The organism is Polaromonas sp. P1_E3 (assembly GCF_056405935.1).
The window spans coordinates 1-15,733 of sequence record NZ_JBFUBD010000054.1; the positions used below are offsets into that span (position 1 = coordinate 1).

Sequence of the window (15,733 nt, forward strand, 5' to 3'; positions counted from 1 at the left end):
GGTGAGGGTATTTTGCTGACCGTCTGATTCCATGAAAACCTGTGTATTTCCTGCACGCCGCGCCGCGCTTTCGCTGGCTGTGGCCGCTGCATTTCCGCTGGCTCTTTTTTCGCCGGCCCATGCCTTCTCGCCACCGGCGCAAGTCGACCCGTCCGTTGCACCTGTGCAGCTTGCGCAGGCCGGCACCGCGCCCCAGCTCAGGGAAACCGTGGTCACCGCCACCCGCAGTGCCCAAGCTATCGGCGACGTGATTGCCGATGTCACGGTCATTGACCGTGAAGCCATAGAGCGGGCCGGCCCGGTAGGGCTGGCTGATATTCTGGTCCGTGTGCCAGGCATACAGATCACCCGCAACGGCGGTATCGGCAGCAACACCAGCGTTTTTGTGCGCGGCGGTGAAACCCGCCACACCCCGGTTTTTGTGGACGGCGTGAGGGTGGAGTCTCAGACGACGGCTGGAGCCGCCTCCTGGAACAACATTCCCCTCTCGCTGATCGACCGCATTGAGATCGTGCGCGGCCCCAGCAGCGCAGTCTATGGCTCCGACGCCGTGGCCGGCGTGATCCAGATTTTCACCAAGCGCGGCCAGGGCTCGTTTTCGCCTTCCGTGACGGTGGGCTACGGCTCCTACAACACCAGCCGTGCCGAGTTCGCTGCCAGCGGCTCGGCGGGCGCCTTTGATTATTCGATCGGGCTGACACAGGGGCAAAGCGACGGTTTTAACGCCCGGACGATTGCCACCCAGAATCCCGATGCCGACGGCTACAAAAGCCAGAGTGCCAATGCCAAGCTGGGTTTGCAAATCAACCCCGACCACCGAATTGAAGCCAACATGTTGCAGAGCCATGTTGACGCGCAGTACGATGGCGGCCTTACCCGCGACTTCCGCCGCATCAGCGACCTGCAGACCCTTGGCTTGCAGTGGGATGCCAAATGGTCTGGCCAATACAGCACCAAGCTGGCGATCACGCAGGGTACCGACTCTGGTGAAGAGGGCCTGAACGGCTCGACGCCGCAAATTTCCTACGACAAGAGCACCATCAGCACGCTGCTGTTCCAGAACGAATACCGCGTCGGCGCGCATCTTTTGAGCGCCACCCTGGAAAGCCGCCGCGATGTATTCCGCCTGGTTGGCTCATCGGCCGTGCCGGCTGGCGTGAGCACCCTCAACGGGAACCGTTCGCTGGATGGCGTGAGCCTCGGCTACGGCTGGAGCGGCGGCGCGCACACGGTGCAGTTCAATGCCCGTCATGACACGGACAGCGAGTTCGGCGGCAAGACCACCGGCTCTGCCGCCTATGCCTTTGCGCTCACACCGCAGTGGAAAGTGTCCGCCTCTGCCGGCACCTCCTTTCGGGTACCCACGCTGTACCAGCGCTTCAGCATCTACGGCACCTCGAACTTGAAGCCAGAATCCGGCCGTAGTGTAGAAGTGGCGCTTAAATACAGCCAGGGCACAGCCCAGTATGGTGTCACTGCATATCGCAACCGCCTGACCAACCTGCTGAGCTATGTCACGGGCAACGGCCCTTGCCTCAACGGCGGCCCGCCGACGGTGTTGAGCAATCGTGGCTGCTATGCCAACACGGCCCAGGCCCAATACACCGGGCTGACGTTCACGGCTGCAGAGACGCTGGGCAATGTTCACATCCACGGTTCGCTGGACCTGCAGAACCCCAAGAACCTGGTGACCAACCGCACCTTGCAGCGCCGCTCCCGCCAATACGGAACGCTGGGTGCCGAGATGCCGTTGGGCGGCTGGCAATTGGCGACGGATCTGGTGATGGCTTCGCACACCTTCGAYAGCGACACCAGTAATGTAGTGTTGCCGGGCTACTCACTCATAAATCTGATCGCCACGACTGCGCTGTCGCGTGACTGGAAACTGGTCGCCAAGCTGGACAATGTGGCGGATAAGGCCTACCAGACCGCGGGTACCTACGCCAATGGCCGGCGTTCTGTGTACGTCGGCCTGACATGGGCACCCCAGTAACCCTTTGGCCACACCAACCATGCAAAAGCCCGTCCGTTGCCCTGCCATCCTCATCGCTGCCCCGGCTTCGGGCCAGGGCAAGACGACGGTGGCGTGCGCACTGGCGCGGCTACATGCGCGGCAGGGCCGGCGCGTGCGGGTGTTCAAGTGCGGGCCTGATTTTCTGGACCCTTGCTGGCATACCCTGGCCAGCGGCGCACCGGTGTACCAGATGGACCTGTGGATGACGGGCGAAGACGATTGCCGGGCGCGCCTGCATGCGGCGGCACTGGAGGCCGACCTCATCATTGTCGAGGGGGTGATGGGCCTGTTTGACGGTGAGCCCAGCGCAGCCGACCTGGCACAACGCTTTGGTTTGCCCGTGCTGGCGGTGGTGGATGCGTCGGGCATGGTGGCCACCTTTGGCGCTCTGGCCTTTGGCCTGCAGCACTACCGCCCCCATATGCCCTGGGCCGGGGTGCTGGCCAACCGGGTCGCCAACGCACGCCATGCGGGCATGCTGCAGGCCAGTGTGGAGCCTGGCCAATGGCTGGGTGCAGTGCTGCGCAATGCCGCCATGGCGCTGCCCAAGCGTCACCTGGGCCTGACGGTTGCCACCGAAGTGGCAGATGCCATGGAGAGGCTGGACGCCGCGGCCGATACGTTGGCAGCCACGCCGTTGGGCCAGATGACGTTGGATGATTTGCAACGATGGGCGGTGGACTTTACCGCTGCTGAAGCTTCTGTGTCCGTACTACCGGCACTTCAGGGCAAGACGATCGCCATTGCGCGTGACGCTGCTTTCTGCTTTATCTATGCGGCTAACCTCGACACCCTGCGCGCGCTGGGTGCCGAGCTGGTGTTTTTCTCGCCTCTCTTCGACACGGCTGTACCAGCTTGCGACGCGCTGTGGATTCCCGGCGGTTACCCCGAACTTCACGCAGAAACGATTGCTGCCAATACTCCTATGCGGGAAAGCCTGGCCGCGCACATTGCTGCAGGAAAACCTGTGTGGGCCGAGTGCGGCGGCATGATGGCGCTGTTTGACACGCTGGTCACGATGGATGGCCAGCGCCATGCGCAATGGGGTGTGATGCCTGGCGAAGTGACCATGCAGAAGCTGCTGGCCGGCCTGGGCCCGCAGCAGCTGCCGCTGGCCAGCGGCACTCTTCGCGGCCACACTTTCCATTACTCGACCACGGCCACGCCCCTGCAGGCGACAGCCCGAACAGCGCGCCCAGGTACCGAACCGTCAAGCGACGCAGGTGAGGCCGTGTGGCAGCAGGGTGCGGTGCGCGCCAGTTACTTCCATGCCTGGTTCCCGTCTTGCCCTGAAGCGGTGGTGGAGCTGTTCACGGCACCTGCAGAGGTGACTGCATGACGGACTTGCTGCATTACCAGCCCGGCCCGCAGCGCATCGTCTGCCTGACAGAGGAAACCACCGAATGGCTCTACCTGTTGGGTCAGGAACATCGCATCGTGGGCATTTCAGGCTACACCGTGCGGCCCAGGCGCGCGCGTGACGAGAAGCCGCGCGTCAGCGCCTTCCTGAGTGCGAAGATCGACAAGATCATGGAACTGCAGCCTGACTGCGTGCTGGGCTTTTCGGACCTGCAGGCGGATATTGCGTCCGACCTGGTCAAGCGCGGCGTGCAGGTCACGATCTTCAACCAGCGCAGCGTGGCCGAGATTTTCTCCATGTTGTTTCAGTTGGCCGCCATGGTGGGCGAGGCGGAGCAGGGTGCGCAGCGTATCGCACAGATGCAGGCCGATCTGCGTGCCATGCAAATGGCCGTTGCGGCCAGGATCGCCGCCGGTGCGCGCCGGCCCAAGGTGTTTTTTGAAGAATGGGACAGCCCGCACATCAGCGCGATCCGCTGGGTGTCGGAGCTGATCGGCATCGCCGGCGGCGACGATTGCTTTCCCGAACTTGCGCAAGAGTCCCTGGGCAAGGACCGCATCATTGCCGACGGGGCCGAGATCGTCCGCCGCAACCCGGACATCATTCTGGGCTCCTGGTGCGGCAAAAAATTCCGGCCTGAGAACGTGGTGGCCCGGGAAGGCTGGGGCGCGGTGAATGCGGTTCGCCACAAGCAGTTATTTGAAATCAAGTCACCCGACATTCTGCAGCCCGGCCCCGCCGCGCTGACTGATGGCGTGCAGAAAATGCACCAGATCATTGTGCAGTGGATGGATGCGGACCACGCAGGAGCTCTTCACGCATGAGCACCATGACAATTGCGAAAAGCGAGCTGATCCTGGGTGGACAGAAAAGCGGCAAGTCGCGCCGTGCCGAGTTGCTGGCGCAGCAGTGGCTGGCGCAGTCGCCGCAGCACGAGGCCGTGCTGATCGCCACCGCTCAGCCTTGGGACGATGAGATGCGCCAGCGCATCTCCCGCCACCAGACGGACCGCGCCGCACGCGTGCCCGGGATGGCCACGGTGGAAGAGCCGGTGGCGCTGGCGGAGACGATTCAAAAACACAGCCAACCCAACACCTTGGTGGTGGTGGACTGTCTTACGCTGTGGCTGACTAACCGGCTGATGCCCGTAGATTTGGAACCGAACAAGCCTGTAGACCTCATGGGCAGTGCGCCAGCAGCTTCTCTTTTGATAGCAATTACCCAGGCCCCTGGTCCTGTGGTGTTGGTGGGCAACGAGATTGGCCTGGGCGTGATTCCCATGGGGCGCGAGGTGCGGGCCTTTGTGGATGCCTTGGGCAAACTGAACCAGGATGTGGCGGCTGCTTGCCAGCGCGTGACGCTGATGGCGGCCGGCTTGCCGCTGACTTTGAAGGATGCGGCGTGAAGATGGACATCCGTCGCTTTCATAGACTCTTTCCGTTGCACAGACGCGGGGTGGCAGAGCGTTTTGCTCCGTGTCCCCCGCCCGCTTTGCGGGCTCCTCCTTTACCTGCGCAAAACGCTCTGCTACCCCGCGTCTTGGTGAGGCTCGTTTTTGCGTTTGCCTTTACCTTTTGTTTGGCGGGAGTCGCTCGTGCCCTGCAGGTCACCGACGACCGCGGCGTCACCGTCACGCTGCGGGCCGCACCGCAGCGCATTGTGAGCCTGCTGCCGTCGTTGACCGAAACCGTATGCGAGCTGGGCCAGTGCCAGCGACTGGTGGGGGTAGACCGTTATTCCAACTTTCCGGCCAGCGTGCAAAAGCTGCCTCAGGTGGGGGGCGGGCTGGACCCCAATATCGAAATGATCGTCGCGCTCAAGCCCGATGTGGTGTTGATGGCCACCTCATCCCGCGCGGGAGAACGGCTGCAGGCGCTCGGCATCAAGGTAGTGGCCCTGGAGCCCAAGCGCCACGCCGACGTGCAGCGCGTGATGCTCAAACTGGGCCAGCTGCTCGAAGTGCCCGATGCTGCGCGCATCTGGCGTGCCATTGATGCGGGCGTTTCTGCCGCCGCCCAGTCGCTGCCCGCCAGCGTGCGCAATGTGAAGGTCTACTTTGAAGTCAACCAGGGCCCGTATGCGGCGGGCGAGTCGTCCTTTATTGGCGAAACGCTCACACGCCTGGGTGCCAAAAACATCGTGCCGGCCAAGCTCGGCCCGTTCCCCAAACTCAACCCCGAATACATCGTTCGCGCCGATCCTGACCTCATCATGATCGGCCAGCGCAGCGCTGATGGCCTCACAGCACGGCCGGGCTGGCAAAGCATGCGTGCGCTGCGTGAGCAGCGGGTCTGCATTTTTCCGCCGGATGAAGCCGACATGCTGGTACGCCCCGGCCCGCGCATGGCTGAAGGTGCGCGCCTGATGGCCCAATGTCTGCTGAAAAATGCGCCCGCCCCGGGAACCAAGCCATGATGCAAGCCCGCGTTTTCTGGCTGGTGTGGGCGGGTGTGCTCGGCGCGTTGACGCTCGTGGCACTGGGCATCTGCGTAGGCAGCGCCGGACTGGAGAACCTGATTCGTCCGCTGCTCAACCCCGCGCAAGACCCGGCACAAACCGCGATGGCGCAGCAAATCATCTGGCAGATCCGCCTCCCGCGCACGCTGGGCGCCTGGGCCGCCGGCGCCTTGCTGGGCCTGGCCGGCGCGGTGGCCCAAGGCCTGTTTCGCAACCCCCTGGCCGACCCGTACTTGCTGGGCAGTGCCTCGGGGGCCTCTCTGGGCGTTGCGCTCGCGTTGGCTGCGCTGGGCGGTGGTGCCGGCATGTTGGGCGGCAGCATGATGAGTGGCGGCATGGCCGTCAGTGTGTTCTCGAGCAGCCTGTGGGTGCGCCTGGGATTGACCGGTGCAGCGTTTCTGGGCGCTGTGTTTGCGGTGATGCTCACGCTGGTGCTGTCGCGCGGTGTGGGCCACACGCTGCGCCTCTTGCTGGCCGGTGTGGTGGTAGGCGTGGTGCTGGGTGCCATGACGCACCTGGTGCTGCTGTTTTCGCCCGAGTCGCTGCAGGCCATGCAGGCTTTCATGCTGGGCTCGACCGCCTTTGTCGGCTGGACATCCTGCGTGCTCATGGCCAGCGTGTGGGGCGTGTGCGTGCTGGCCGCCTGGCTGCTGGCCCGTGTGCTCGACGGCCTGAGCCTGGGCGACGCCACCGCCATCAGCCTGGGCCTGCCGGTGGCGCCCATGCGTGCGGCGCTGGTGGCGGTGCTGGCGCTGGCCACCGGCACCGCGGTGGCCCAAACCGGGCTGATCGCCTTTGTGGGCCTGGCTGCGCCGCACTTGGTGCGCTCTGTGGTGAAGACCACGCACGCCCACCTGATGCTGCTCTCCAGTCTCATGGGCGGCGTGCTGCTGATGGCGGCCGACACGCTGGCGCGCTGGTTGATTGCCCCGCAGGAGCTGCCCGTGGGCATGCTCACCGCGGTGCTGGGCGGCGGCTACCTGCTGTGGTTGATGCACCGCAGCAGCAACCTGGGTGGAGGGCGCGCGGCATGAGCAATGCTATGAATTCAATAGCTATTGGCGCAAATTCCATAAGGGCCAGTCTCGGAAATGGTTTGCAAAAACAAGCAGTGCTGCACGGCATCAGCCTGGACATTGCTGCGGGTCGGTGGACCAGCATCGTCGGCCCCAACGGCGCAGGCAAGTCCACTTTGCTCAGGGCCTTGGCTGGTGTGCTGCCGCACAGTGGCAGCGTCTCGCTATTGGGCCGGCCCCTGCAAAACCTGCCGCACCGCGAGCGCGCCCGCCAGCTGGCCTGGCTGGGCCAGAACGAAACCTCGGCCGACGACCTGACGGTGTGGGACGTCGCCATGCTGGGCCGCCTGCCGCATCAAGCCTGGCTGGCTCCGCCCAGTCCCGCCGACCGTGCGGCCGTGGAGCAGGCCCTGCGCGCCACCCGTGCCTGGGACTGGCGCGAGCGCGCCTTGGGGCAACTGTCGGGCGGCGAGCGACAGCGCGTGTTGCTGGCGCGTGCGCTGGCAGTGCAGGCCCAGGTGCTGCTGATGGACGAGCCGCTGGCCAACCTCGATCCGCCGCACCAGGCCGATTGGCTGGACGTGGTACGTGCGCTGGTGGCCGAAGGAAAAACCGTGGTCAGCGTTCTGCATGAGATCACCATGGCATTGCAAGCCGACACCATGGTCGTGATGGCTGAAGGCCGCATCACCCACCAAGGCGCCTGCGCCGATCTGGCCACCCACCGCGCACTGGAAGACGTATTTGACGGACGCCTTGCCGTTCATCCCTTGCAAGGGCAGTGGATTGCGCTGCCTAAAGTGAACCATCCCGCAAAGAGAGCCCCCATGCAAATTGAAACCCCACCCGTCGATTACGAACGTGTCGTTCCCACGGCCGAGCGCCGCGGCCTGATCATGATCAACACCGGCCACGGCAAAGGTAAGAGCACGGCGGCCTTTGGTCTGGCCCTGCGTGCCCACGGCCGGGGCAAGGCCGTCAAGGTCTACCAGTTCATGAAAGTGCCCACCGCCCGCTTTGGTGAGCACCGCTTGTTTGAGCAACTGGGCATTCCCATCGAAGGCCTGGGCGACGGCTTCAGCTGGAAGAGCCGCGACCTGGAGCACTCTGCGCAACTGGCGCTCGACGGCTGGGCCAAAGCTGAGGCCACCATCCGCGCCGGCGAGCACTTCATGGTGGTGCTGGACGAAATCATGTACCCGCTGCGCTACGGCTGGATTCCGCTGGAGACCATCCTGACCTGCCTGCGCGAACGCCCACCGCATGTGCACGTGGTGCTGACGGGCCGCAACGCACCGGGTGAGCTGGTAGACCTGGCGGATACGGTGACGGAGATGACTTTGGTCAAGCATCACTTTAAGGCGGGCGTGCCCGCACAACGTGGCATTGAAGACTAGAGATATGGCCCCCACGCTTTTCACTTCGCCTCCGGCTCCGTGTAATGCGCTGCCCCCCGAGCGGGCGCTGCGCCTGCGGCCCGGCAAAGCCGGTTCCGCGGCCCCGGCTGGTGAAGAGGAATTCCGCTCACGTTTTGCCGCACGTTTGGCATTGCGCCTGCTGCCCACGGTCTCGTTGCTGGCAGTTCTCGGGCTGCTCTCCAGCTTCGCGATGGCTCAGGGCACACAGCCGGTGTCGCGCATCGTCACGCTCGCGCCCTCGCTGACCGAGGCTGTGTGTGCGCTGGGCCGCTGCGCGCAGCTGGTGGGCACTGATCGCCACTCCACCTGGCCCGTTTCGGTACTGGCGCTGCCCAAGGTGGGAGGGCTGGAAGATGCGCAGGTCGAGCGCATCGTGACGCTGCGTCCCAATCTGGTCTTGCTGGGTCCGCGCAGCCGCGCGGGCGAACGCCTGCAGGCGCTGGGCGTGCCGGTGATGATGCTGGATGCTCGTACCCATGGAGACTTGAAACGCATGCTGGTGAAGTTGGGCGACACCTTGGRCGAACCGGCCCGCGCCACCGAACTGATAGCCCGTATCGACACCGAACTCGATACCGCCGCGGGCCGCATGCCCGCCGCATTGCGCGGGCGCAGCGTGTATGTGGAAGTGGGGGCAGGTTCATCCGCGGCCAGCGAAAAGAGTTTTATTGGCGAGACCGTGGCCAGGCTGGGCCTGGTCAATGTGGTGAGCGGCGAGCTGGGCCTGTTTCCCAGGATCAATCCCGAGCTGCTGCTGCGCCGCCCGCCCGACATCATCATTGGCCCGCGCGCCACGCTGGCCAACGTGTCAGACCGCCCCGGCTGGAGTGCATTGCCGGCAGTGCGCCAGCAGCAGCTGTGCCTGCTGGATACCGAACGCATGGACCTGTTGTCACGCCCTGGCCCTCGCCTGGGCGAGGCCGCCCAAATGTTGGTGGAGTGCCTCAAGGCCCTGCCTCCCCGTGACGCGCCCCGTTAATTTTCTTTACCCGAGAGACTCTTATGCAAACCCGAAAAATCCCCGCCACCATCGTCACCGGTTTCCTGGGCAGCGGCAAGACCACGCTCTTGCGCCACCTGCTGGCCAACGCGCAGGGCCGTCGCATCGCAGTCATCGTCAATGAGTTTGGCGAACTCGGCATCGACGGCGAACTGCTGCGCGGCTGCGGCATAGGCTGCGACGAGAACGGTGAAGAAAACGGACAGCTCTATGAGTTGGCCAACGGCTGCCTGTGCTGTACCGTGCAGGAAGAATTTGCACCGGTCATGGAAAAGCTGGCCGCTCGCCGCGACCAGATCGACCACCTGATCATCGAGACCTCGGGCCTGGCCCTGCCCAAGCCGCTGGTACAGGCCTTCCAGTGGCCCGCGCTGCGCAATACCTTCACGGTGGATGCGGTGGTGACCGTGGTGGACGCGCCTGCGGTGGCCGCGGGAGACTTTGCTGACGACCCGGTGGCCGTGGACGCCCAGCGCCGCGCCGACGACAACCTGGACCACGACTCGCCACTGCACGAGTTGTTTGAAGACCAGCTCGCCACGGCCGATCTGGTGATCGTGCACAAGACGGATGGGTTGACGGCCGAAGAATTGGTGGGTGTGGAAGCCGCCATCCGCGCCGAAACCTTGCCCGGTGTGAAGCTGGTGCATGCGCAGCATGGCCGCATCGATATTGGCGTGTTGCTGGGCCTGGAGCGCGCAGTGGAAGACCAGATCGACCAGCGCAAGACGCATCACGACGAGGAAGAAGACCACGACCATGATGCGTTTGACTCGGTGCAGGTGGCGCTGGACGTGACCGGCCGCGAAGCATTGCTGGCCGCGCTGCGCGATGTGGTGGGCCGCCACGAGATTTACCGCGCCAAGGGTTTTGTGGCCTTGCCCGGTGTGGCCATGCGCCTGGTGGTGCAGGGCGTCGGTACGCGCTTTGACAGCTACTTCGATCGCCCCTGGCGTGCGGATGAAGTGCGCCAGTCGCGCCTGGTGCTGATTGGTTCCGAGCTCAATGCGGCTGTGTTGCAGGCTGAGTTGAGTGCGGCGTTGGCGGCACCCGTCGCGGCTTGAATCCAAATGCACGCTGAAGCTTTAGTTTTGTGGCGGGCACAGGCCGACGGGGCACTCCGCTCCGCGGCTGTCCTCCGCCCTGCGGGCTCCTCCTTTATGCCGCTGCGCAGAGCGCCCCATCGACCTGCGCCAGGATGGGCTGTTCAACCTTACCTTGTGAAATAAAACATGCATTTGCTCTCCACCCGCCCCGGCGGCCACGTTGAAGACGGTGGCCAGGGTGTGGTGCGCGTGGAGCAAACGCCGGGTGACATCGTGGTGCTCAGCGCGGCGGACACGACGCTGTCGCTGCTGGCCGATGCAGCGGGGGCGTTGCCCGAAGGCTTTCCCACGGTCCGCCTGGCGAACCTGATGTGGCTGCGCCAGCCCGCGTCGGCGGATATGTATGTGGACGATGTGCTGCAGCATGCGCGCGTGGTGGTGATCGACCACCTGGGCGCGGCCAGCGATTGGGCCTATGTGGTGGAGCGTGTGCGGGAGCTGGCCCGTGCGCGCGGCCAGTGGCTGGCGCTGTTCTCGGGTGATGCCAGTGAAGACCTGCAGCTGCTGCTGCGCAGCACCGCCCCGCATGAAGATTGCCGCCAGCTCTGGCGTTGCCTGCGCGAAGGTGGCCGTGACAACGCCCGCAACTTTTTTGAATTGATAGGCCATTCCGCGTTTGGCCTGGGCGCACGGCCTACGCCGCCTGCAGCGTTGCCACCGGCCATGGTCTACCAGTCGCCTGTGCCGCAGGCGTGGCGTGACGGAGCCCCTGCGGCGCTGCTGGTGTTCTACCGCGCCCATGTGCAGGCCGGCAACACGGCGGTGTTTGATGCCATGCTGGCCGCACTCAACGCGGTGGGTCTCAATACTGTGGCTGTGGCCGTGGACTCGCTGAAGAACCCTGCCAGCCTCGCGCTTTTGCAATCGCTGGCCGTACAGCACGGTGTGGGCGTGGTGCTGAACGCCACGAGCTTTGCGATCACCGCACTCGATGGCGACGATGTGGACAGCGTGGACGGCGCACAGATGGAGCCGCTGGCCGGCGACGCGCCCGTGTTGCAGCTGATCACCGCAGGCTGTGCGCAAGAGCAGTGGGCGGCTGACCCGCATGGCTTGGCACCACGCGATCTGGCCATGCAGGTGGTGCTGCCCGAGGTGGACGGACGCATCGGCACGCGCGCCATCAGCTTCAAGGGCCTGGCCTGGCGCGATGAACGCACCGAGGTGGACGTGGTGCGCTACCAACCAGAACCCGAGCGCATGGCCTTTGTCGCCGAGCTGGCGCGCCGCTGGTGCGTGCTGCGTGACAGGCCCAATGCCGACAAACGCGTCTCGCTGATCCTTGCCAACTACCCGAACGACGATGCGCGCCTGGCCAATGGTGTCGGCCTGGACACGCCGGCCTCCACGGTGGCCCTGCTGCGCGCCATGCAGGACGCAGGTTATGTCACAGGTGCCTTGCCCGAGGGTGGTGACGCGCTGATTGCCGCGCTGGTGGCCGGCGTGACCAACAACCTGGACGCCAACGACATCCGGCCGGCAGGCCAGAGCCTTGCCATGGCCGATTACCTGCAGGACTTCAACCAACTGGACCTTGCCAGCCGCGACGCAGTGAACGCGCTGTGGGGCTCCCCAGAACAGGACCCCATGGTGCGCAGTGGCCGCTTCATGGTCTCCGGCCTGCGCCTGGGGAATGTGTTTGTCGGCATCCAGCCCGCGCGAGGGCGCGACCTGGACCTGGTGGCCACGTATCACGATGCCGACCTGGTGCCCACGCACAACTATCTGGCGTTCTACTTCTGGTTGCGCCGCAGTTTTGCAGTGGATGCCGTGGTGCACGTGGGCAAGCATGGCAACCTTGAATGGCTGCCCGGCAAAAGCGTGGCGCTGGGTGCCAACTGCTGGCCCGATGCCATCCTGGGCCCCTTGCCGCACCTGTATCCCTTCATCGTCAACGACCCCGGCGAAGGCAGTCAGGCCAAGCGCCGCACGCAGGCCGTCATCATCGACCACCTGATGCCGGCCCTGACCCGCGCAGAAACCTACGGCCCGCTGCAAAAACTCGAGCGCCAGATGGACGAGTACTACGAGGCCCTGTCGCTGGACCCACGCCGCGCGCAACGCCTGCGCGGCGACATTCTGGAGCGTGTGCTGACTGAGAACCTGCACACCGACCTGGGCTTTGCCAAACCCGCCGATGACGCGGGCCGTGAAGCGCTGCTGCTGCGGCTGGACGCCTACCTCTGCGAGATCAAGGAATCCCAAATCCGCGATGGGCTGCACATCCTGGGCACGTCACCACAGGGCCGGCAGCAAGTCGACACGCTGGTGGCGCTGGCACGTTTCCCCGGTGGCGCAGCCGCCGGTCAGCGCAGCTTGCTGGTGGCATTGGCTCAGGACTTGAAACTGGACTGCGTAGAAGGCTTCAATGCGTTGAGCCCTGAATGGGCTGCGCCTTGGGGTGGTCCATGTCCTGCCGTACTGCAGCAACTGAGTACTGAAGCCTGGCGCCACGCCGGCCACACACGCGAACGGCTGGAGTTGCTGGCCCGGCAATTGGTGGCCGACCATGTGGTGGCTGATGAACCCTGGAATGCCGTAGCCTGGCCRCACACCGCACCGGTGCTGCAGCGCATGCGTCAGGTGCTGCGCCCGCGCCTCGATGCCTGCGGCCCGCAGGAGATTGCGCAGTGCCTGCGGGGTTTGTCGGGCAAATTTGTGCCCGCTGGTCCGAGCGGCGCGCCGTCGCGTGGCCGCCCTGATGTGCTGCCCACAGGCCGCAACTTCTATTCGGTGGACACGCGCGCCGTGCCTACGCAGACCGCTTACGCCATGGGTGCCGCTGCGGCTGAGCGCGTGATCGAGCGCCACTTGCAAGACCACGGTGAAATGCTGCGCTGCCTGGGCCTTTCGGTCTGGGGAACCAGCACCATGCGCACCGGCGGCGAAGACATTGCCCAGGCCTTTGCACTGCTGGGCGTGCGGCCCAAGTGGACCGACGGCAGCAGCCGGGTGGTGGACATTGAAGTGCTGCCCATGGCCATCAGAAATCGGCCGCGCGTGGATGTGACCCTGCGAGTGTCGGGTTTCTTCCGCGACGCCTTCCCCAATGTGATTGACCTGTTCGACACCGCCGTGCGGGCGGTGGCCGCGATCAGCGAAGAGGATGAACCCGACGATGTGAACCCCATCCGCGCGCGGGTGCGGCGCGAAGCGGCCGAGGCAGAGGCCAAAGGATTAAGTGCGGAAGACGCGCAACGCGAAGCCACCTGGCGCGTGTTTGGTCCGCGCCCCGGCGGCTACGGCGCGGGGCTGCAAGAGGTGATGGCCAGCGGCCGCTGGAACGACGGTGCCGATCTGGCTCAGGCCTATCTGCGCGCCGGGGCCTTTGCCTACGGCCAGGGCGAGCATGGTGCGGCCGCGCGCGGCAGCTTTGAGCAGCGCCTGGCGGGGCTGGACGCGGTGCTGCACAACCAGGACAACCGCGAGCACGATGTGCTTGATTCGGACGACTACTACCAGTTCCAGGGCGGTATGGCGGTGGCCGTCGAAGCTCTGACYGGCGAGGCGGCGGCGCTCTACCATGGTGACTTCAGCGTGCCCGGCGCCCCGCGCATTCGCACGCTGGGGGAAGAGGTGGCGCGCGTGGTGCGTTCGCGCGCCGTCAACCCCAAGTGGCTGGAAGGTGTGCGCCGCCATGGTTACAAGGGCGCTTTTGAGATGGCAGCCACGGTGGACTATTTGTTTGCGTTTGACGCCACCACCGGCGTGGTGGGCGACCACCAGTACGCGCTGGTGGCCGAAGCCTATTTGCACGACGATACCAACCGCGCGTTTTTGCAGCAGCACAACCCTGGGGCGCTGCGCAGCATTGGCGAGCGCCTGCTCGAAGCCATGCAGCGCGGATTGTGGGAGGCCCCGGGTGGGCACCGCCAACGCATTGAAGACCATTTGCTGGCGCTGGAGCGCCGGCTTGAAGAACACGGAGAAGGACCTTTGGTATGAACACTTCCGAACCGAATCCTGCTATGGAGCCCGCTGCCCGCRCGGCTTTCCCCTTCACCGCGCTGGTGGGCCAACCGCAGTTGCAGCGTGCGCTGCAGCTGGCCGCCATTGATCCCGGCATCGGCGGCGTGCTGATCAGCGGCCCGCGTGGCACGGCCAAGTCCACCGCGGCGCGCGCGCTGGCCGCGCTGCTGCCCGGTGCGCCCTTTGTCACCTTGCCGCTGGCGGCCAGCCTGGAGCAATTGGTGGGCACGCTGAATGTGGAAGACGTGCTGCGCGACGGCCAGGTGCGCCTGGCGCCCGGCCTGTTGGCACGTGCCCATAACGGTGTGCTCTATGTGGATGAAGTCAACCTGCTGCCCGACGCCCTGGTCGATGCCTTGCTGGATGTGGCGGCCAGCGGCGTGAATACGGTGGAGCGCGATGGCATTTCGCAGCAGCACGCTGCGCGCTTTGTACTGGTCGGCACGATGAACCCGGAGGAGGGTGAGCTGCGCCCGCAGCTGCTGGACCGCTTTGGCCTTTCGGTGGCGCTGGCCAACCCGGTGGATGCCGCACAGCGCACCGCCATCCTGCGCGCGCGCCTGGGTTTTGATGAAAACCCGGCCGTACTCGGTGAGCAGCACGCAGAAAAACAGCGTTCCCTGAGCGCGGCGCTCGTGGCTGCACGCACCATGCTTGCGCGCCTGACCTGGCCCGACGAAGTGCTGCACCACGCGGCGGCCTGCGCAATTGCCGCCGGTGTGGACGGCATGCGGGCCGATTTGGTCATGCTGCGTGCCGCACGGGCGCTGGCCGCGCTGGAAGGGCGTGGCGAAGTGTCTGTGGCCGATGTAGACGCTGTGGCCGAACTCGCGCTGGCGCACCGCCGGCCCGAAGGCAGTGTGGCACCTGCATCCGGCACCCACGACGCACCGCAGCAACCACAACAAGACCCGCTTCCGCAAAACGACCAAGCTGCTGCCGCATCCGCACCCCAAGGCGACTGGGGCGCCTTGCCCGCCCAACCCGAGGGCACAACCAGGGTCCGGAAAATGGCCGGGTGGCCGCCAAAAAAAGCCTAGGCCACCCCAGCCGCCGCCCGCGCAACGGGCCAGGCAGCTGGAGGTGGCCTCCACCCCAGACTCCTTTAACAAGCACTGCAGCGCAAAGCGCACTGCTGCGCAGTGCTGCCATTGCCTGGCTGCCCACCCTGGTGGCCAAAGGGCCTGCGCCACTGCAGCGCGAGCATTTGCGCCACCAGCCCGTCGCGCTGCGCGCCGGCCGGCTGCATTGCATCGTGCTGGACACCTCGGGCTCCATGCGCCGGCGAGGCCGCCTGGCGCTGGCCAAGGGCCACGCTGCCTTCATGATTGAGCAGGCGGCTCGCCAGGGCGACGACGTGGCGCTGCTGTGTTTTGGCGGGCAGGGCGTGGAA

General features: G+C 65.4%; 12 protein-coding genes and 1 pseudogene. All 13 read left to right on the forward strand.

Annotation, left to right across the window (positions count from 1 at the left end; all coding sequences use genetic code 11):
* Window positions 1–31: 31 nt before the first annotated feature.
* Complete coding sequence (locus AC1D0Z_RS09385) at window positions 32–1,993, forward strand: TonB-dependent receptor domain-containing protein (protein WP_477657979.1); 1,962 nt, start codon at window positions 32–34, stop codon at window positions 1,991–1,993.
* Window positions 1,994–2,012: 19 nt separating this feature from the next.
* Window positions 2,013–3,353: a cobyrinate a,c-diamide synthase gene (locus tag AC1D0Z_RS09390; protein ID WP_477657980.1), complete on the forward strand. Its 1,341-nt coding sequence runs from the start codon at window positions 2,013–2,015 to the stop codon at window positions 3,351–3,353.
* The gene (locus AC1D0Z_RS09395; protein ID WP_477657981.1) at window positions 3,350–4,198 is read left to right on the forward strand and encodes an ABC transporter substrate-binding protein; all 849 of its coding nucleotides are present in this window, start codon (window positions 3,350–3,352) and stop codon (window positions 4,196–4,198) included. The genes AC1D0Z_RS09390 and AC1D0Z_RS09395 overlap by 4 nt, the downstream gene beginning before the upstream one ends.
* A complete protein-coding gene (gene cobU / locus AC1D0Z_RS09400; RefSeq protein WP_477657982.1) occupies window positions 4,195–4,779 on the forward strand; it encodes a bifunctional adenosylcobinamide kinase/adenosylcobinamide-phosphate guanylyltransferase in 585 nt (194 codons plus the stop codon). Before AC1D0Z_RS09395 ends, cobU begins: the two co-directional genes overlap by 4 nt.
* Window positions 4,780–4,952: 173 nt before the next feature.
* The gene (locus AC1D0Z_RS09405) at window positions 4,953–5,789 is read left to right on the forward strand and encodes an ABC transporter substrate-binding protein (RefSeq protein WP_477657983.1); all 837 of its coding nucleotides are present in this window, start codon (window positions 4,953–4,955) and stop codon (window positions 5,787–5,789) included.
* Window positions 5,786–6,865 carry a FecCD family ABC transporter permease gene (locus AC1D0Z_RS09410; protein WP_477657984.1) on the forward strand — a complete coding sequence of 360 codons (1,080 nt, stop codon included), beginning with the start codon at window positions 5,786–5,788 and terminating at the stop codon, window positions 6,863–6,865. The genes AC1D0Z_RS09405 and AC1D0Z_RS09410 overlap by 4 nt, the downstream gene beginning before the upstream one ends.
* Before the next feature lie 92 nt (window positions 6,866–6,957).
* Window positions 6,958–7,380 (forward strand): annotated as a pseudogene (locus AC1D0Z_RS09415) (ABC transporter ATP-binding protein); the annotation flags it as partial.
* A gap of 294 nt (window positions 7,381–7,674) precedes the next feature.
* Window positions 7,675–8,244, forward strand: coding sequence for a cob(I)yrinic acid a,c-diamide adenosyltransferase (gene cobO / locus AC1D0Z_RS09420; protein ID WP_477657990.1), 570 nt, complete (start codon window positions 7,675–7,677; stop codon window positions 8,242–8,244).
* A 4-nt stretch (window positions 8,245–8,248) separates the two neighbouring features.
* Complete coding sequence (locus tag AC1D0Z_RS09425; RefSeq protein WP_477657985.1) at window positions 8,249–9,244, forward strand: ABC transporter substrate-binding protein; 996 nt, start codon at window positions 8,249–8,251, stop codon at window positions 9,242–9,244.
* A 23-nt stretch (window positions 9,245–9,267) separates the two neighbouring features.
* Window positions 9,268–10,329, forward strand: coding sequence for a cobalamin biosynthesis protein CobW (gene cobW / locus AC1D0Z_RS09430; RefSeq protein WP_477657986.1), 1,062 nt, complete (start codon window positions 9,268–9,270; stop codon window positions 10,327–10,329).
* A gap of 168 nt (window positions 10,330–10,497) precedes the next feature.
* Window positions 10,498–14,316: a cobaltochelatase subunit CobN gene (cobN, locus tag AC1D0Z_RS09435; RefSeq protein WP_477657987.1), complete on the forward strand. Its 3,819-nt coding sequence runs from the start codon at window positions 10,498–10,500 to the stop codon at window positions 14,314–14,316.
* Window positions 14,313–15,380: a magnesium chelatase ATPase subunit I gene (locus AC1D0Z_RS09440; protein ID WP_477657988.1), complete on the forward strand. Its 1,068-nt coding sequence runs from the start codon at window positions 14,313–14,315 to the stop codon at window positions 15,378–15,380. The genes cobN and AC1D0Z_RS09440 overlap by 4 nt, the downstream gene beginning before the upstream one ends.
* A partial coding sequence (locus AC1D0Z_RS09445; RefSeq protein WP_477657989.1) for a vWA domain-containing protein occupies window positions 15,359–15,733 on the forward strand: 375 nt, incomplete at its 3' end. The genes AC1D0Z_RS09440 and AC1D0Z_RS09445, both read left to right, overlap by 22 nt.

Bases quoted from the DNA above. Each gene is read 5' to 3' on its own strand.
- AC1D0Z_RS09390 (WP_477657980.1), top strand. From the start codon at position 2,013: ATGCAAAAGCCCGTCCGTTGCCCTGCCATCCTCATCGCTGCCCCGGCT.
- AC1D0Z_RS09395 (WP_477657981.1), top strand. From the start codon at position 3,350: ATGACGGACTTGCTGCATTACCAGCCCGGCCCGCAGCGCATCGTCTGC.
- cobU (WP_477657982.1), top strand. From the start codon at position 4,195: ATGAGCACCATGACAATTGCGAAAAGCGAGCTGATCCTGGGTGGACAG.
- AC1D0Z_RS09410 (WP_477657984.1), top strand. From the start codon at position 5,786: ATGATGCAAGCCCGCGTTTTCTGGCTGGTGTGGGCGGGTGTGCTCGGC.
- cobO (WP_477657990.1), top strand. From the start codon at position 7,675: ATGCAAATTGAAACCCCACCCGTCGATTACGAACGTGTCGTTCCCACG.
- cobW (WP_477657986.1), top strand. From the start codon at position 9,268: ATGCAAACCCGAAAAATCCCCGCCACCATCGTCACCGGTTTCCTGGGC.